The sequence below is a fragment of the Luteibacter sp. HAY1-4A genome (assembly GCF_056755355.1).
The window spans coordinates 1-16376 of the sequence record NZ_JBNDHZ010000054.1; the positions used below are offsets into that span (position 1 = coordinate 1).

The following is a 16376-nucleotide window of genomic DNA, read 5'->3' on the forward strand; positions in this document are numbered from 1 at the left end:
CACCTGGACACTTGCCCTCAGCCCGCACCTCCGCAGGTAATAAGTACAAGGTTAATAAGAAGGAGGCCGCCGCCGAGACGCAGCTCACCGATCACCGACGTAAGTCGGTTCAGGGCAAAGCGGCCATGGGTGTTGCGCTGCGTCATGAGTTCGAAGGTATGTCGGTTCGTCGACACGTGTCAACACTTTCGTCTGGAACCAATTTCGCAGGGACACTCTGACCAATGATCGCCAACGCCATGACGTCAGGAAGGGCCGCCAAGGTGGCTGCGACGCGCCGGGAAGGGTGGTTCCCTTTCCAAGCGGTGCGGGCGCCTTGGCGGCCCTTCCTGACGTCACCCTATCTCTTTGTTTTTCATGCGTGAGGGCCGAGCCTGTCTGTCCGCAGGCCTTCGGTCCGCCGTCTCGACAGACGGCCAGTCTGCCTTCGCCGACGGCCCTGTGGCCTGCGAACAGACAGGCTCGGTGGCGTTGGCGATCATTGGTCAGAGTGTCCCTAAGTTTGGATGGCCAGACATCCGAATTCATGAAATGACGACCATGCGCGCCCCACACTGGGCCAGTCCGCCCATGGTGTCCCCCCAATGCGAACCCGTTACCGCCGCAGCCTCTGGATCATCGGAGTCGTCGCCGTCGTACTGATCATCGGCCGTATCGCACTGCCTTATGTGGTGCTCGATTACCTCAATGGCCGGCTGTCGCGCATGGGCGCGTACTCGGGCCACATCGCCGATATCGACATCCATCTATGGCGCGGGGCGTACTCGATCGACCGCCTCACCATCCAGAAGGTGGACGGCAAGGTGCCCGTGCCTTTCTTCGATACGGCCAGGGCGGACATCTCGCTGAGCTGGCGCGCCATCGCCCGTGGCCGCCTCCGCGGCAAGGTCGACTTCTACCAGCCGGTGCTGAACTTCGTCGACGGCCGTGGCGAGGGCGACACGCAGACGGGCAAGGGCGTCGACTGGCGGGCGCAGTTGCGCGCGCTGGTGCCGACGCGCCTCGAAGAGGTCAATGTCGTGGATGGCACGGTCACCTTCCATAACTTCGTGTCGAGTCCGAAGGTGGACCTGAAGATGACCGATGTGAACGGCACGGCCACGAACCTTACGAACGTGCAAGGCGAGCCCGGCTCGCGCGTTGCGCACATGCACGCCACCGCCAAGGTGCTGGGCGACGCGCCTTTGGAAACGCGCGCGGAATTCGATCCGCTCGAGCGGGCGGGCGATTTCCGCTACGAACTCAGCATCCGCAACATCAAGCTGGTGAAGGCCAACGACCTCGCCCGTGCGTACAGCGGGCTGGATTTCGCCGGGGGCGAGGGCGACTTCTTCATGGAACTGCAGGCGCGCAACCGCCGGCTCGACGGCTATGCGAAGCCGTTGTTCCACGGGCTGAAGATATTCAGCTGGAAGCAGGACGTGGAACAGGACAAGAAGAATCCCCTCAAGCTGGCTTATGAGGCCGTGGCGGAGGGCGTCACCAAGCTGTTCAAGAACCAGTCCAAGGACCAGTTCGCCACCCGTGTGCCGATCTCGGGCTCGATCGACGACAAGAACGTTTCCACCATGCAGGCCATCCTGGGCATCCTGCGCAACGCGTTCGTGGAAGCTTACAAACCCAACCTGGAACACCTGACCGGGCGGCCTAAGGACGAGTAGCCGACTTGGCAGGGCGGGGCAAACGCGCGAAAGTGCGGCCCTCGCTCAAGGCAGGCAGCCGAATCCATGACCGCCACACCCCTCCAGGTCCTCATCCTCGCCGCGGGCGAGGGCAAGCGCATGAAGTCCGCGAAGGCGAAGGTGCTGATGCCCCTCGCCGGCCGCCCGTTGCTCGCCCACGTGATCGACGCGGCCCGGACTCTGGGGCCCGCGGGCATCCACGTGGTTTACGGCCACAATGGCGAACAGGTGCGCGAGGCCTTCGCCGGGGACGCGTCGCTCGGGTGGATCGAACAGCGTGAGCGCCTGGGCACCGGCCATGCCGTGCGCACGGCGCTGGAAGCGCTGGAGGCCAACGGCAGCCTGGAAAGCAGGGTGCTCGTGCTCTATGGCGACGTGCCGCTCATCCGTGCCACAACGCTTGCGACCCTTGTGTCCACCGGCGAGGGCCTGTCGATGCTGGCTACCCGCCTCGACGATCCGAAAGGCTATGGCCGGGTGGTGCTGGACGCCGCAGGGCGTGTGCGGCACATCGTGGAAGAAAAAGACGCCAGTGCCGCGCAGCGCGCCATCGATCTCGTGAACACCGGCATCGTGGCCGCCGACGCGGCGCGCCTGCTGGCCTGGACGCGGAGCCTGGGCAACGACAACGCGCAGGGCGAGTATTACCTCACCGACGTGTTCGAAATGGCGGCGGGGGAAGGTACGCCGGCGGCGTGCGTGGATTGCGAGGCGACCGAAGCCTCCGGTGCGAACGATGCATGGCAGCTTGCGGACCTCGAGGCCCTGTTCCGCGAACGTAGCGCCCGGGAGCTCGCGCTTGCCGGCGTGCGCATGGCCGATCCGCGTCGTCTCGACGTGCGCGGCACCGTGACCGCCGGACGCGACGTCGAGGTGGACGTGAACGTGATCTTCGAAGGCGAGGTGCTGCTCGGCGACGACGTGCGCATCGGCCCCTTCACGCGCGTGCGCAACGCGAAGCTTGCGGCGGGCACCGTCGTGCTGGCGCATTGCGACCTCGATGGCGTGGTCACGCATGGGCCCTGCACGATCGGGCCCTTCGCGCGCCTGCGGCCGGGTACCGACCTCGCCGAAGGCGTGCACATCGGCAACTTCGTCGAAACGAAGAACGCCACGATCGCGCAGGGCTCGAAGGCCAATCACCTCACCTACCTCGGCGACACGGTCATCGGCAGCAAGGTCAACATCGGCGCCGGCACCATCACGTGCAACTACGACGGTGTGAACAAGAGCCGGACCACGATCGAGGACGGTGTCTTCGTGGGATCGAACAGCTCGCTGGTGGCACCCGTCACGCTACGAGCCGGTTCCACCATCGGGGCGGGCTCGGTGATCACCAAGGATGCCCCCGCGGACGCGCTGACCATCGCACGCGGCCGGCAGACGACGATCGAAGGCTGGCACCGGCCCACAAAGAAATAGCACGCCCGCGTGTAGGAGCCGCTATAGCGGCGAGGAAATCTTGCGATATGCCTGCAATCCCCTCGCCGCTATAGCGGCTCCTACAGGGCTATAGCGGCTCCTGCAGGTATCTCAGGCGCGGTAGCGCCAGCCGTCGATCTCGATGAGCAGTTCCGCGCGGCAGATGTCGCCATGCAGCAGGACGAGCGGTGCATCCGGGAAGTGCTTCGCCGCGAACGCCTGCACGGCTGCCGCGTGTTCGGGATGGCGCACGTAGGCCTTCAACGGCGCCGAGCGTCCGAAGCCGGCGGGGAGACCACCAGCCGCGAGCAGCGCGTCGAGGTTTCGCTGCGTCTCGGCCAGTTGTGCCTCGATATCGCCGGCGTGCGCGGAAGCATGGCCGACCACGGCCGCGGTCCCCGAGATGGCGAGCACGTCGCCGGCCGGCAGCAGCGTGGCGCGCGCGAAGCTCGGCGGGGTGCGGCCATATTGGCGCGGATAGCGCCACGCGCTCACCTGGCGGGGATTTTCCACGCGCATACCCGGGCGGTCCGTGGCGAGCAGGTAGACCTGGAGCAGGCCCGGGTCCGCATGGTGGCCGATGGCGGTGGCCGCGGGAAAACCCTGCGCGAACACGTCGCCCATGCCGCCGATGCGCCCCGTGCAGAAGTGCTTGTAGCGTTCGTCGTCGTCCTCGCCGTCGTTGATGGCGCCGAGGTAATTCCATATGCGCTGCACGTGCTGTTCCGCTGCGCTTGCGACGAAGCCCGACAGCAAGCGATAGGCGTGCCGCGCCGCGCCTTCGGTGCCGCCGTGGTCTTCCTCGCGGCATTCCACTGCCGCGAACAGCCACCCACCGCCACGCGACCAGCGCAACTCGCCCTCGCGCCCGGCCACGACCTCGCCGTCCACCTCCCATGTTTCGCTCGCGGGCGAGCCGAAAGGCGCCAGCGCCACGCGCAGCCAGCGCGGATCGTCGGGTCCCGGACCGGGGGTGCCGAATCCGAACGCGGCAAGGGTGGAAGGCGTGAGGGCCGCCGTGCCGGGTACATAGCCCACGCGCGGCGCGGCCTGGCTGGTCTGGCGCGCGGCCTCGCGCATTTCACTTCCTGGGAGCATTGAGTCTTCCGTCCAACGCGGTCGCGCCATCATATCGTCACGTTCCCGGGCCGCGACGTGAACGAGGCGCTCCACAGCCTGAATGGGCGCGAAGCTGCCTCTAAGACCCCTGTGATAAACTCCGCGGCCGCTGCCATCCGGGGGGAGGCAGGAACATCCAGGACCTGGAAACATCAATGGCAACGCAGACCGCAGCACAGCACGAACTGGCCGAACTCATCGTCACCAGCCTCAACCTCGAATCGGTGAAACCCGCCGACATCGACCCGGAAGCTCCTCTTTTCGGTGGCGACCTGGGCCTGGATTCCATCGACGCCCTGGAGATCGCGCTGGCCGTGTCCAAGCGCTACGGTTTCCAGCTGAAGTCCGACAACCCCGACAATCGCACCATCTTCACGAGCCTGAAGACGCTGTCCGAGCATATCGAACAGCATCGCGCCGCCGCCTGATCGCCGTTCAGGCCGCACTTTCCCAGGGCGTGCTTTGCTTCGTCCGGAGATGTCGATGACCGAATCCGACCAGGCGTCCTGCGTGCGCCCGCTGCGTTTCGACGCCGCGCACCCGAGTTTTGCCGGCCACTTCCCCGGCCGGCCGATCGTGGCCGGCGTGCTCCTGCTGGAAGCCGCGGCCGAGGCCCTGCGCGCATGGCGTGGCCTGGCAGTGCGGCAGGTGGTGGACGCGAAGTTCGTCGCGCCGCTCCTCCCGGGGGAGGAGGCCGACCTCGAACTCGTGGCCGCTGGAGACTCGCGCTTCCGCTTCACCGTGCGCCGCGGTGCCGAGACACTGGTGCGCGGCACGCTGGAGGCCGCATGAGCCATTGGCAGCAACGGGAGGGTGGCGGCTGGTTCGCCATCTGGTTGATCCGCACTATCGCATTGCGGCTGGGCCGCGGCGTGGCGCGGGTGCTCCTGTATCCCATCGCCTTTTATTTCTTCCTGCGCCGCGGCGACGAACGCATCGCCTCGCGCACCTACCTCGCGCGCGTGCTGCATCGGCCGGTGACGAACTACGACGTGTTCCGGCACATCCACATGTTCGCCGCGACCCTGCTCGACCGCCTGTTCTTCCTGGCGCGCGGCGAGCGCGACTTCGTCGTGGAGGTGGAAGGCCTGGACGCGCTCGACCGTTGCATTGACGCGCGCCGTGGCGTGCTGCTGGTCGGCTCCCACCAGGGCAGTTTCGAAGCGCTGCGCGCGCTGGGGGGCCGCCGTCCCGACGTTCCGCTGCGCGTGGTGCTCGACAAGCAGAAGACGCCGGCCCTCACGGCCGTGCTCGAGGCGCTGGCGCCGGATGTGGGCGCGGCGGTCATCGATGCCTCGCGCGGCGGTGCCTCGGTGGCGCTCGCCATGGCGGAGGGCGCGGCCCAGGGTGGCATGGTGGCCCTCCTGGCCGACCGTGGCCACCGCAACGAGGCCACGTGCCGCGTGCCGTTCCTCGGCAAGCCGGCACCGTTTCCGGCCGGCCCGTGGCTGCTGGCCGCGGCGCTGAAGATTCCGGTGGTGCTGTGCATGGGCATTTACCTCGGCGGCAACCGGTACCGGTTGATCTTCGAGGCGTTTTCCGACGGCATCGACATCCCGCGCGGGCAACGCGCGGCCATGCTCGAAGCCCTTGTGGCAAGGTACGCTGCCCGGGTGGAGCACTACGCCCGTCTCTATCCCTTCAATTGGTTCAATTTCTATGACTTCTGGCAAGAAACTGGCCCTGCTGACGAGCCTGCTGCTGCCGCTCACCTGCCTCGCCACTCCGACGCCTGACACAGACGACGCGAACGCGCTGATTGCCAGCCTGCACCGTCCGGCCCCGGCGCGCACAGCGTTCGCGGAAGCGCGTTTCATGCGCGTGTTGGACAAGCCCCTGGTCGTGTCGGGCGAGTTGGCCTGGCTCGGTGGCGACCGCCTCGAACGTCGGGTCGAGACGCCCACGAAGGAAGTGTCCACCATCGCCGATGGCGAGGTGACCCAGGAGCGCGAAGGCAAGAAGCCGCGCAGCTTCTCGTTGAAGCGCGCGCCGCAGCTGCAGGTGTTGCTGGACAGCTTCGTCGCGCTTCTTGCCGGCGACCCGTCCCGCCTGGGCGAGTCCTTCGACGTCACCCTCGGCCGCGACGCCGATCGCTGGCGCCTGTCGCTGACGCCGCGGGACGCGCGGATCGCGAAGCAGATCGCCGGCATCCACGTGTACGGCACCGGCCAGGTCGCCCGCTGCATGCGCATGGATGAAAGCGACGGCGATACCTCGATCGACCTCCTGGGCGACCTCGCCGCGAAGATGCCGGCGGAGCCGACCCGCGAGGGACTCATCGCGCAGTGCGGCGGCGCGATGTGAGGGGCGCGCGCCTCGGTCTGCTCATCGCCTGGATCGCCGTCCTCGCCCTGCTCGGCGTGGTGGTGGCCACGCAACTGAAGGTCGGTACCGACCTGCGCAGCTTCATGCCCGCACCGACCACGCCGGACCAGAGGCTCCTGATGGAGCAGGTCGGCGAAGGTCCCGGTTCGCGCCTGCTGCTGGTGGCCATCGACGGTGGTAACGATGTCGCGAAAGCGGCCCTGAGCCGTGGCCTTGCCGGCGCGCTGCGCAAGGACCCTGCCTTCAGCCAGGTCGTGAACGGCGACTTCGACATCGGCATGCTGGACAGCGCGCTGCTGCCCTACCGTTACCTCCTCTCGCCCACGCTGGATACGGCATCGTTCGACGAGTCCTACCTCGCCGACCAGTTGCAGCAGCGTCTCGACGATCTCGGTTCGCCGGCGGCCACGCTGCTCAAGGGCCTGCTGCCGCGCGATCCTACGCTCGAGACGCTGAAGCTTGCCGAGCGCTGGACGCCCGTCCGCTCACCCGAGGTGCGCGAGGGCGTGTGGTTCTCGTCGCGCGGCGAAGCCTTGTTGCTCGCGCAGACGCGCGGCGCGGGTTTCGATCCCGGTGCGCAGGAACAGGCCATAGGGCGTCTGCGCTCGGCATTCGCCGCGCTTCCCGGCAGCGCCGGCTCGCACCTGACGATCAGCGGCCCGGGCTACTTCACCGTGATGGTGAACGCGCAGACGCGCGACGAGGCCGACTGGATCGGCCGCATCTCCACCATCGGTTTCATCGTGCTGATGCTTGCCGCGTACCGGAGCGTGAGCAGCCTCCTGCTCGGCGCCTTGCCGGTCGCCACTGGTGCGCTCGCGGGTATCGCGATGCTGACGGCATGCTTCCCCGAAGTGCACGGCATCACACTGGCGTTCGGCTTCACCCTGCTCGGCGTGGCGCAGGAGTATCCCATCCGCCTGCTCAGCCACCGCCGGGAAGGCGAGTCCGCCGTGGCGAGCGTGCGTGGCCTGTGGCCGCTGCTGCTCACGGCCATCGCCTCGGCATGCATCGCCTACCTGGCCTTCTATGCGTCGGGTGTCGGTGGCTTGAAGCAGCTGGCGGTGTTTACGATCACCGGCCTGCTGGCCGCCGGCTTCAGCACTCGCTATGCGTTGCCTTACCTTCTGCCCGAGCATGCCCGCGACGTGGCCGGCATGCCCGGCCTCGGCGCTTTCCGCGCCTGGCTGGACGCGTTGCCGCGCCCGCGTTGGCTGCCGATCCCCATCGCCGCCGCCGTGCTGGCGATGATCGCCTTCGCGCCCGGCCCTTTCTGGCAGAACGATCTTTCGGCGCTCACGCCCCTGCCGCGCGACCTGCTGATGACCGATGCCCGCCTGCGTGGCGAGCTTGGCGCGCCGGACGTCAGATACCTCCTGGTGGTGCAGGGAAAGACGGCGGACGGTGTGCTGACGGCCTCCGCGAAACTGGAACCGCGCCTGCGCGAACAAGTGGCGGCGAAGGCGCTGGATGGGTTCGAACTGCCGTCCATCTACCTGCCCGACCTCGCGACGCAGCGTGCGCGGCAGGCGAAGCTGCCCGACCGCGCCACGCTCGACGCCGCGCTGACGTCGGCGCTCGAAGGCCTTCCGTTCCGTAAGGACCTGTTCGCGCCCTTCGTCGACGATGTGGAAACCGCTCGCACAGCGCCCTTGCTGACGCCCGACATGTTCGCGCGATCGCCGCTGGGCCAGCGTCTGGCCGCGATGCTCTCTGCGCGGGGCGACCATTGGGTCGGCCTGTCGACCTTGAGCGGTGTGCACGACGCTGCCGCCGTCGCCGCCGCGGTCTCGTCGGCCGATCCCAGCGCGCGCCTGCTCGACCTGAAGGAAGCATCGGAGTCGCTCGTCGCCGCATACCGGACGCGCATCCTGCACGCCGTGCTGGCCGCCACGCTGCTGTTGTTCGTCACGATCACGCTGGCACTGCGCAGCATTCGCCGCGCGTGGCACGTGCTGGCGCCGATGACGCTGGCGACCTTCCTCGTGCTGGCGGTGGAGCGCATGGCGGGCATTCCCGTATCGCTGTTCCACCTCGTGGCGCTGATCCTCGCCGCGGGCCTCGGCCTGCACTATGCGCTCTTCTTCGAGCGCGACACGGGTGACCCCGCGGAGCAGCGGCGCACGCTCCACGCGACGGTGGTGTGCGTCATTGCCGCACTGCTCGTGTTCGGCATGCTTGCCTGGTCATCGATTCCCGTGTTGCGCGCGATCGGCCTTACGGTGGCGCTCGGTGTCGCCTTCCATTTCTGTCTGTCGATCCTGATGGCCCCGCATGCTCGCCAAGACTGACTTCGTCGATCTCGTGCCCCACGCGGGGGACATGTGTCTCCTCGACGGCGTGCTGGCCTGGGACGCCTCGACGATCCACGCGGTGAGCACCAGCCACGTGCTGGCCTCGCATCCCTTGCGCGGCGACCGTGGACTGCATGCGGTGCACCTCGCCGAATACGGTGCGCAGGCCATGGCGGTGCACGGCGCGCTGCGTGCGCGCGGCGAAGGGCGCACGGAACCGCGGCCGGGCATGCTGGTTAGCCTGCGCGGCGTGAAGCTTTCCGTGGAGCGGGTCGACACGCTGCAGGGCGTGCTGGATGTGTACGCCGAGTGCCTGCTGGCGGACGATGCGGGTGCTCAATACACCTTCCGCATCTGCCACGAGGGCGTCGAGATCGCGTCGGGCCGGGCGGCCGTGATCCATCCGCAGATGTGATCGACGGCCCGGAGGGGCAGCGGGAAAGGGTGACTGATGAGGAGCCTGACCAGCCCCTCCGGGCCGACGGGAACATTCTCCGTCGACGCCGTCTCAGGGACCGAGACGCCGGCTCAGGCCACGCGTTCGAACAGTTCCATGCGGCGGCCCTCGCTGTCCACGAGATGCTCGTAACCTTCCACCACCGACGGATGGACCGCCGCTGCCTGCTCCACGATGCTCGATGCCAACGCCCGCATCATGTGCACGTTGTCGCGCAGGCGGCGGGCGAGCGTGTCGTCGTTGAGGCTGTCGTGCAGGGTGGCGTTCATCTCCGCGAACCAGGTGAGATCGCGCTGGTCCATCATGTTCCGGCCATTGCGGCGCTCGGACACCGCGTGCCAACGCTGGAAGAACGTCTGCATCGTCGTGTTCAGCTCGGCGGACTCCGCGAGTTCCGGCGCCATGCGGGTAATGAAGGCCGTGTCGCCAAGGCGTTCCTGGAACACGAGCTGGCAGAGGACGCCCCAGTAGTACGCGTAATCCCAGATCACCTTCACGGGAAGCACTTCCGGGTCGCCGAAGAGGTTGTACTGGCCGCGATACATCCGCAGCGTGCCTTCGTAGAAGGAGAAGAACATTCGCTCGTAGTGGCGTGCATACGGCGCGATGGATTCGTCGCGACGGTCGAGTCCCACCAGCAGCGTGATGTACGTATTCGCGATGGCGATGAAATCGCTGCCCGGTGAGTAGAAGGGATCGAGGAACGCGCCCGCTTCGCCGGTCAGTGCCCAGCGGTCGGACGAGAACATCCGCGCGCAGCCGTAAGAGAAGTTGCGGAAGAAGGCGAAGTCGAGCAGCTTGTCGCGATGGGCGGCCACGTGTCGCGCGACCACGGGCTGGTGTTCCTCCAGCCACTCCAGCGCGAGGTCGAAGGTTTTCATGCCTTCCAGCGGATGCATCTCCGCGTCGGCCACGATTCCGACCGAATGCGCGCCCGACGAAAGCGGGATCAACCACACCCAATAGCCGGGACCGACAAGGTGGTTCGTCGACCGCCAGCGTTCGGGCGGGTGGCAACGGTCCTTCCACTCGGCGTCGTCGCACCAGTCGTCGATCGCCAGCCGTTCGCCGATGCGGAACCATACGGCGTTGGCGTGGTGGCCGTTGTCGCGCGTGAGGTCGAGCTTGCGGCGCATCAGTCCGGCGCGGCCCGATGCGTCGAGCAGCCAGCGGGCCTGCAGGCTCGCCTCACCGTTGCCATCGGCGAAACGGACCGTGTGGAGGTCTTCGTCCTTGCCGATGTCGAATCCGCGTACGGTGACCCCCTCGCGGAAGTCGATGCCGCGGCGGTGCGCCTCGTCGCCGAGGAAGTTCTCGAGGATGCCGCGGTCGATCTGGTAGCTCGGCGTCGGCAGCACGGCGCTCACGCCGAGTTCGGTCACGTCTTCCAGCCTGTCGCGACCTTCGGAGAAGAAGAACCGGAAGCCGAATTTACGGATGTGCGCGTCTTCGAGGTGCGGAAGGAGGCCGAGCGTGTCGCCGAAATAGTGCGCGGCGATCTCGACCGTGGACTCCCCGACCTTGTGCGCCGCCTCGGGCAGCGGCCGGGTCTGTCGTTCGAGCACCACGATATCCATGTCGGGATAGGCGCCCTTGAGCTGCATGGCGAGCGTGAGCCCGGCCAGGCCCCCGCCAAGGATGACGGCGTCGTGCGGCTTGCGATCCATCGGTTCGACCCCTCGTGCGCGTTGGCTCAGTGTACTGAACTTGCCGTTGCCCGCTCGTCGACGATCGTGGGCCGGGCCCGCGATCGCCGGTAACTGGCGAGGATGCTCCCGTAGTGGAGCAACCGGCCGATCGTATACGTAGTGATGCGGGTCACGTCACGCACGGGGCTGAAATGGCTGAGCCGGAACTCGCCCTGGTAGCGCGATGCGATGGGCACCGAGACGACGCCGATGCCGCGTTCGCGGCAGGCCGTGATCAACACGGCGGCTTCGAAGACGAAGTGCTCGGCCGGAAGGTCGGCCAGGTCGAGGGTTTCCCTCGGGTACAGCCGTTGTCCGCTCTGCGTATCGGCGATGGGACGGCCGCAAGCCCAGGAGATGCCCCAGTCGGCGACGGCGTTCGCGCGGCGGCGGCCCGTGGGCTGCTGTTCCCGATCGAGAAGACGCGCGCCGATCACGATGGAGCCCGGATAGCGTTCGCCCGCGGCGATGATGGCCGGGATATCGGCGGCGAGGTGCTGCCCGTCGCCGTCCATCGTCACGACGGCGTCGTAACCCATGCGCCGTACCTCGCGGAAGCCCGTGCGCAGGGCTTCGCCCTTGCCCCGGCGGCTGTCGTGGCGAAGCAGAGTGACCGGCATGGCGCCGACGATCTCGGGGGTGCGGTCGTCGGACCCGTCGTCCACCACGATGACCGGCAGGCCGAGGGCGAGCGCCTCACCGACCACCCGGCCGATGGCACGCTCTTCATTGAGACAGGGAATGAGGATGCAGTAGCGCGGCGTGGCGGCGCTCATGCCGTTACTCCAATGTCGATGTGCAGGTCGAGGCCCCTCGCGGCGGGTACGCGGAGTGCGGCGGGCCGGGTCAGCGCCAGGGCGTGCATCAGGGGCACGGCACGGGCGGACGGATTGCTTGCCGAGAGGCCATCCAGCCAGCCGTCACCCAGCGGATCGCTGCCGCTGTTGCCTCGCTCCGGCGTGATGTCGAGGCGTATCGCGGCGCCCTCCGCACGAGGCGAGAGGACGAAGGCGACGGCGAACGGGCCCGTGGTGCTCGTCATGCTTCCGAGGGGGCCCGTACCGGCGATGTCGTAGCTGGCGAGGAGTACGTCGCAATCGTCGGCTACCGCCAGCGTGGCCGCTTCCAGCAATCCCGCACCGAAGGCTTCCTCGCCGCCGGAAACGGCACTCGAGGCGGCGTGGCACCCGGTGGCGATCGTCCAATAGCCCGCCGGCGCGTTGTGCACGGAGTTGTGGAACTTCGTCGGTGACAATTCGCGTGGCGCCGTTGCCAGGATTGCGCACATGTAGTCGGTGATCACCTGGTCGCCGTGCGCGGAAGCGAAGACGCACGGCAGCGTGGCGGCGTCCCGGCCACTCATGCGCACGGCCTGTCCGGCAACCGCCGCTGCAAGCAGCACGCTTTCCGGTGCGCGGCGCCGCTCGTTCGGCGGCAGCACCTCTGCAAGCGGACGTCCGGCCTCACCCGGCGCGGCCTCGCCGGCGGCGATCTCGCGGAACGCATGCCAGTCGCCTGCCCCGGGAGCCCAGAGGCCGATGCCGCTGATCCATACCGACAAGGCCGGCATCATGCGCGGTGCTCCGCGCGGGCGAAGGCGAGGCAGGCGTTGTTGCCGCCGAAGCCGAAGGAATTGCTGAGGGCGACGCGGATCTCCGCGGGCTGCGGCCCCCAGGCCATCTGCGGGCCGCACAGGGGATCGGGCGTCAGCGCGCCGAGGTTGGCGGGCACCTGGCCTTCGCGCATGGCGAGCAGGGTGATGGTGGCCTCGAGGATGCCGGCCGCACCCAGCGTATGGCCGGTGAAACCCTTGGTGGAACTCGCGCGCGTGGAAGACGGGAAGGTGCGCGCAACGAGCGCGGCCTCCACTTCGTCGTTCTTCTGGCTCGCGGTGCCGTGCAGGTTGATGTAGTCGACGTCGCCCGGTTCGATGCCGGCGCGGGCGAGCGCGTCGCGCAGGGCGAGTTCCGCGCCGAGGCCTTCCGGATGCGGCGTCGACATGTGGTGCGCGTCGCTGGCCTCACCGTAGCCGATGAGCAGCGGGGCGTCCTTCGCCGCCTCGACGCGTTCGAGGATGGCGAAGCCCGCAGCTTCCCCGATCGAGATGCCATTGCGTGCGGCGTCGAAAGGACGGCAGGGTTCGGGCGACACGAGTTCCAGGGAGTTGAATCCGAAGAGCACGCTGTCGCACAGGCTGTCGGTGCCACCGACGATCGCCGCATCGATGAGGCCGAGGCGGATCATGCGCTCCGCATTGGCGAACACCTTCGCACTGGAGGAGCACGCGGTGGCCACCGTGAGGCAGGGACCGTCGAGTTCGAAGGCCGTTGCGACGAAGCTCGCCAACGAATGGGGCGTATGCAGTACCGGACGATGCAGGTCCGCCGGCATGCGGCCATGGTCGAGGCGGCGATAGCCTTCCTCGGTGACACCGATGCTGGCCGTGGACGTGCCCAGCAGCACCGCGATCCGCGCCGAGCCGTAGCGCTCGCGAGCCGCGCGCACGGCGTCGGCGAAACCGTCCTGGCGCAGCGCGATCCAGGCGAGCCGGTTGTTGCGGCAGTCCCACTCCGCGAGTTCGGGCGGAAGCGCTTCGTCTTCCACGCCGGCCACGCGGCCGATCCAGCAGTCGAGCGGCGCCGTACTGAAATCGTTGGGGACCAGGCCGCCGTGAGAGGCGGCGAGGGCGTCGGCGTGGGCCTGGAGGCCGCGGCCGAGGGCGGAGGTGGCGGTGTACGCGCTGATGGCTAACGGTGTCATGAGATGGGGCATGCGGCGAGCCTATCCTTTTTGATCGGCAGCGTCGCGTGAACGGCGGGGTCCCCCGCGCGGCGCGTTCAGGCGATACTGTTTTCCTCAAGGATGCTTCCATGTCCGGTCTGCACGCTCCGAAAATCCTCCGCCGTGGTGTCTGGCGCTACCTGAGCGATCGCGACATCCTCGTCGCGGCCTTCGTCACCGCCGTAGTGTTCGTCGCCAGCTTCGGCCTGGTCTATGCGGCGCACCTGACGCGCGTGTGCTGGCTGGCGGCGCGCGCGCCGGCCCGCGCGGCCGGACGGCGCGCCATGCTGATATTCGGCCGCCGCCTCGTAAGCGACCGTCCCGAAGCCGACTTCATCGGACGGCTCGCCAGGGGGCGTTCCGACGCCTTCGCGGGCTTCGCGGATCGCGTGCTCCTCCTGGGTGGCTACAGTGGCGGATCGATCAGCGAGGCGGAGGCCGGCCGGCGCTGGTTGCACGCCGAGGGATGGCCGGCCACCGTGCCGTTGCAACTCGAACAGGCGTCCATCGACTCGCTCGAAAACCTGCGTCACGCCCGCGAGTTGTTGCGGGAGCGCGACGACGACGCGCTCCCGCCGGTGTGGCTGGTGACCAGCCGCTACCATCTCGCCCGATGCCTCTACCTCGCCCGGCGCCTGGGATTCGACGCCGCGCCGCTCGCCGCCGAGGAGCGCTTGCCGCTCGGTCGCCGCTACGTGACCCGGTTGCTGATGGAGGCGGGCTACCTGATGTGGATCGACACCGGCATGCGCTGGGCCGCGTTGACCGGCAACCGACGGATGGCCACGCGCATCTCCTGAGCGCCGGGCGCGATGCTTTGCCGCGGGTTCTCGCGGTGCCGCCTTGCTAAGCTTCGGTGTACCCCTTTCCGCAAGGATGTGCCATGTCCGAACAAGCCGAACTCGCCGCCTCCTTCCTGCGCGGCCTGCAGGACCGCATCTGCGCGGCCCTCGAATCGGTGGACGGCGTGGCGACCTTCGTGGAAGACGCATGGACCCGGCCGGCCGGTGGCGGCGGCCGCACGCGCGTGCTGCGCGACGGCGGTGTCTTCGAACAGGGCGGGGTCAATTTCTCGTACGTGACGGGCTCGCCGCTGCCGCCCAGCGCCACGGCACACCGCCCGGACCTCGTCGGCGGCAGCTTCATCGCCACCGGCGTCTCGCTGGTCCTGCATCCGCGCAATCCGTACATCCCCACGACCCATGCCAACGTGCGTTACTTCGAGGCATCGAAGGAAGGCAGCGACCCGGTGTGGTGGTTCGGCGGCGGTTTCGACCTCACGCCGTTCTACCCTTTCGACGACGACGTGCGCCATTGGCACACGGTGGCGAAGGACCTCTGCGAGCCGTATGGCGACGACGTGTACGCGCGTTACAAGCACTGGTGCGACGACTACTTCTACCTGAAGCACCGCGGCGAAACCCGCGGCGTGGGCGGGCTGTTCTACGACGATCTCAACGAAGGCGGTTTCGAGCGCTGCATGAACTTCACGCGCGACGTGGGGGAGGGCTTCCTCGACGCCTACCTGCCGATCGTCGAGCGGCGCCGGGATGTACCGTACGGCGAACGCGAACGGGAGTTCCAGCTTTATCGCCGTGGCCGCTACGTGGAGTTCAACCTCGTGTACGACCGCGGCACGCTGTTCGGGCTGCAATCGGGCGGCCGTACTGAATCGATCCTGATGAGCCTGCCGCCTCGCGTGCGTTTCGAGTATGCCTACTCGCCGGAACCGGAGAGCGCGGAAGCGCGGCTTCAGGAGTACCTGAAGCCGCGGGATTGGGTTTGACCGGCCCCAGACGGGTTACCGCTTCACCGCCCTGTTGGCTTTTCGCCGCTGAAGCGGCTCCCACATTTACTGCTCTCAGGGCGAGGCGCCGGAGAATTTCTTCGCGGTGGCGCCTTCGATCTTGCCGACGGTGGCCGAGTCGCTGACGTAGAGCTCCACCTCGCGCTCGAAGGTGAGCGTGCCCTGCACCACGGCGTGCGGGCCGACGACGATCTTCGGCACGCGGTCGCTGTTGTTGCCGAACAGGCCCCACGAGGGCTTCTTCACGAGCAGGCCGCCTTCGACCTTCGAACCCTCGCCGATGGTGACATCGGCATTGGTGGTCTCGATGCCCCCGCCGACGTGGGCGCGCTCAAGGCGGATCTCGCCGTTGACGTTCGACAGGTGGCCCTTCACCTCCGCGCCGTCGTCGAGGCGGACCTTGCCATTCACGTTCTCCAGGTCGCCGGAGACGCGGGCTTTCTCGTTGAGGGTCACCGCGCCGTTCACGGTCTTCACGTGGTTAGCCGTGGCACCGTCGCCGAGTTCCACGGAACCGTTCACGGTGCTGGCCGTCTGCACCACGGCCCGGTCACCTACGCGTACCGAGCCGTTCACGGTGTGCACGTCACCCGCGTGCTGCCCGGCGTCGACCGTGGCGCTGCCGTTGACCTTGCTGATGTCTTCCTGGGCGACGGCCGCGCCGGAAACGGACAGGGCGATGAAGAGGGAAAGAAGCGTACGGCGCATTGCGGAACTCCGCGGTGGATTGGATCCGTAGGATGCACCCAAAGCGCCAAGGGTTTAGCGTGACTGACGACAGGGTGGGGGCGCCCCCGCCAA

Annotated in this window: 17 protein-coding genes; 11 read left to right on the forward strand and 6 right to left on the reverse strand. The window is 67.9% G+C overall.

Annotated elements, in window-relative coordinates; genetic code table 11:
- The 3 genes from ACPYOD_RS16010 to glmU form a co-directional block, all read left to right on the forward strand.
- Positions 1-221, forward strand: a 221-nt coding sequence (locus tag ACPYOD_RS16010; RefSeq protein WP_481302708.1) for a hypothetical protein, incomplete at its 5' end; no start/stop codon positions are given.
- A 363-nt stretch (positions 222-584) separates the two neighbouring features.
- Entirely contained in the window at positions 585-1661 is a 1077-nt protein-coding gene (locus ACPYOD_RS16015; RefSeq protein WP_481302709.1) for an AsmA family protein, read from the forward strand.
- Positions 1662-1727: 66 nt separating this feature from the next.
- Positions 1728-3104, forward strand: coding sequence for a bifunctional UDP-N-acetylglucosamine diphosphorylase/glucosamine-1-phosphate N-acetyltransferase GlmU (glmU, locus tag ACPYOD_RS16020; RefSeq protein ID WP_481302710.1), 1377 nt, complete (start codon positions 1728-1730; stop codon positions 3102-3104).
- A 111-nt stretch (positions 3105-3215) separates the two neighbouring features.
- Here glmU and ACPYOD_RS16025 read toward each other — a convergent pair whose 3' ends face one another.
- The gene (locus ACPYOD_RS16025; RefSeq protein WP_481302711.1) at positions 3216-4184 is read right to left on the reverse strand and encodes a chorismate transformation FkbO/Hyg5 family protein; all 969 of its coding nucleotides are present in this window, start codon (positions 4182-4184) and stop codon (positions 3216-3218) included.
- 194 nt (positions 4185-4378) lie between these two features.
- Between ACPYOD_RS16025 and ACPYOD_RS16030 the strand changes: the two genes are divergently transcribed.
- The 6 genes from ACPYOD_RS16030 to ACPYOD_RS16055 are packed head-to-tail and all read left to right on the forward strand — an operon-like array spanning position 4379 to position 9257.
- Positions 4379-4651 carry a phosphopantetheine-binding protein gene (locus ACPYOD_RS16030; RefSeq protein ID WP_481302712.1) on the forward strand — a complete coding sequence of 91 codons (273 nt, stop codon included), beginning with the start codon at positions 4379-4381 and terminating at the stop codon, positions 4649-4651.
- A 55-nt stretch (positions 4652-4706) separates the two neighbouring features.
- Positions 4707-5015 carry an ApeI family dehydratase gene (locus ACPYOD_RS16035; RefSeq protein ID WP_481302713.1) on the forward strand — a complete coding sequence of 103 codons (309 nt, stop codon included), beginning with the start codon at positions 4707-4709 and terminating at the stop codon, positions 5013-5015.
- Positions 5012-5959, forward strand: coding sequence for an LpxL/LpxP family acyltransferase (locus ACPYOD_RS16040; protein WP_481302714.1), 948 nt, complete (start codon positions 5012-5014; stop codon positions 5957-5959). Before ACPYOD_RS16035 ends, ACPYOD_RS16040 begins: the two co-directional genes overlap by 4 nt.
- Positions 5883-6527, forward strand: a complete 645-nt coding sequence (locus ACPYOD_RS16045; protein ID WP_481302715.1) for a LolA-related protein — start codon at positions 5883-5885, stop codon at positions 6525-6527. Before ACPYOD_RS16040 ends, ACPYOD_RS16045 begins: the two co-directional genes overlap by 77 nt.
- Positions 6524-8839: an MMPL family transporter gene (locus ACPYOD_RS16050; protein ID WP_481302716.1), complete on the forward strand. Its 2316-nt coding sequence runs from the start codon at positions 6524-6526 to the stop codon at positions 8837-8839. The genes ACPYOD_RS16045 and ACPYOD_RS16050 overlap by 4 nt, the downstream gene beginning before the upstream one ends.
- Positions 8823-9257 carry a hotdog family protein gene (locus tag ACPYOD_RS16055; RefSeq protein ID WP_481302717.1) on the forward strand — a complete coding sequence of 145 codons (435 nt, stop codon included), beginning with the start codon at positions 8823-8825 and terminating at the stop codon, positions 9255-9257. Before ACPYOD_RS16050 ends, ACPYOD_RS16055 begins: the two co-directional genes overlap by 17 nt.
- Positions 9258-9370: 113 nt before the next feature.
- Here the strand turns inward: ACPYOD_RS16055 and ACPYOD_RS16060 are convergent, their stop codons facing one another.
- From ACPYOD_RS16060 to ACPYOD_RS16075, 4 genes are read right to left on the reverse strand one after another with little or no spacing between them, the layout of a single operon-like run.
- Positions 9371-10966 (reverse strand): NAD(P)/FAD-dependent oxidoreductase, encoded by a 1596-nt coding sequence (locus ACPYOD_RS16060; RefSeq protein WP_481302718.1) that lies wholly within the window; start codon positions 10964-10966, stop codon positions 9371-9373.
- Between the two features lie 26 nt (positions 10967-10992).
- Positions 10993-11763 (reverse strand): glycosyltransferase family 2 protein, encoded by a 771-nt coding sequence (locus ACPYOD_RS16065; protein WP_481302719.1) that lies wholly within the window; start codon positions 11761-11763, stop codon positions 10993-10995.
- Positions 11760-12560, reverse strand: a complete 801-nt coding sequence (locus ACPYOD_RS16070) for a beta-ketoacyl synthase chain length factor (RefSeq protein ID WP_481302720.1) — start codon at positions 12558-12560, stop codon at positions 11760-11762. The genes ACPYOD_RS16065 and ACPYOD_RS16070 overlap by 4 nt, the downstream gene beginning before the upstream one ends.
- A complete protein-coding gene (locus ACPYOD_RS16075) occupies positions 12557-13759 on the reverse strand; it encodes a beta-ketoacyl-[acyl-carrier-protein] synthase family protein (RefSeq protein WP_481302721.1) in 1203 nt (400 codons plus the stop codon). The genes ACPYOD_RS16070 and ACPYOD_RS16075 overlap by 4 nt, the downstream gene beginning before the upstream one ends.
- Before the next feature lie 98 nt (positions 13760-13857).
- Here ACPYOD_RS16075 and ACPYOD_RS16080 point away from each other — a divergent pair, with 98 nt between their 5' ends.
- On the forward strand, positions 13858-14568 hold the full coding sequence (locus tag ACPYOD_RS16080) for a YdcF family protein (RefSeq protein ID WP_481302722.1): 711 nt from the start codon (positions 13858-13860) through the stop codon (positions 14566-14568).
- Positions 14569-14651: 83 nt separating this feature from the next.
- On the forward strand, positions 14652-15554 hold the full coding sequence (gene hemF, locus ACPYOD_RS16085) for an oxygen-dependent coproporphyrinogen oxidase (RefSeq protein ID WP_481302723.1): 903 nt from the start codon (positions 14652-14654) through the stop codon (positions 15552-15554).
- A gap of 75 nt (positions 15555-15629) precedes the next feature.
- Here the strand turns inward: hemF and ACPYOD_RS16090 are convergent, their stop codons facing one another.
- Positions 15630-16283: a DUF4097 family beta strand repeat-containing protein gene (locus tag ACPYOD_RS16090; protein ID WP_481302724.1), complete on the reverse strand. Its 654-nt coding sequence runs from the start codon at positions 16281-16283 to the stop codon at positions 15630-15632.
- Positions 16284-16376 lie beyond the last annotated feature (93 nt).

Coding starts and splice junctions, on each gene's coding strand:
- ACPYOD_RS16015 (WP_481302709.1), top strand. CDS start 585: ATGCGAACCCGTTACCGCCGCAGCCTCTGGATCATCGGAGTCGTCGCC.
- glmU (WP_481302710.1), top strand. CDS start 1,728: ATGACCGCCACACCCCTCCAGGTCCTCATCCTCGCCGCGGGCGAGGGC.
- ACPYOD_RS16025 (WP_481302711.1), bottom strand. CDS start 4,184: ATGCGCGAGGCCGCGCGCCAGACCAGCCAGGCCGCGCCGCGCGTGGGC.
- ACPYOD_RS16030 (WP_481302712.1), top strand. CDS start 4,379: ATGGCAACGCAGACCGCAGCACAGCACGAACTGGCCGAACTCATCGTC.
- ACPYOD_RS16035 (WP_481302713.1), top strand. CDS start 4,707: ATGACCGAATCCGACCAGGCGTCCTGCGTGCGCCCGCTGCGTTTCGAC.
- ACPYOD_RS16040 (WP_481302714.1), top strand. CDS start 5,012: ATGAGCCATTGGCAGCAACGGGAGGGTGGCGGCTGGTTCGCCATCTGG.
- ACPYOD_RS16045 (WP_481302715.1), top strand. CDS start 5,883: ATGACTTCTGGCAAGAAACTGGCCCTGCTGACGAGCCTGCTGCTGCCG.
- ACPYOD_RS16055 (WP_481302717.1), top strand. CDS start 8,823: ATGCTCGCCAAGACTGACTTCGTCGATCTCGTGCCCCACGCGGGGGAC.
- ACPYOD_RS16060 (WP_481302718.1), bottom strand. CDS start 10,966: ATGGATCGCAAGCCGCACGACGCCGTCATCCTTGGCGGGGGCCTGGCC.
- ACPYOD_RS16065 (WP_481302719.1), bottom strand. CDS start 11,763: ATGAGCGCCGCCACGCCGCGCTACTGCATCCTCATTCCCTGTCTCAAT.
- ACPYOD_RS16070 (WP_481302720.1), bottom strand. CDS start 12,560: ATGATGCCGGCCTTGTCGGTATGGATCAGCGGCATCGGCCTCTGGGCT.
- ACPYOD_RS16075 (WP_481302721.1), bottom strand. CDS start 13,759: ATGCCCCATCTCATGACACCGTTAGCCATCAGCGCGTACACCGCCACC.
- ACPYOD_RS16080 (WP_481302722.1), top strand. CDS start 13,858: ATGTCCGGTCTGCACGCTCCGAAAATCCTCCGCCGTGGTGTCTGGCGC.
- hemF (WP_481302723.1), top strand. CDS start 14,652: ATGTCCGAACAAGCCGAACTCGCCGCCTCCTTCCTGCGCGGCCTGCAG.
- ACPYOD_RS16090 (WP_481302724.1), bottom strand. CDS start 16,283: ATGCGCCGTACGCTTCTTTCCCTCTTCATCGCCCTGTCCGTTTCCGGC.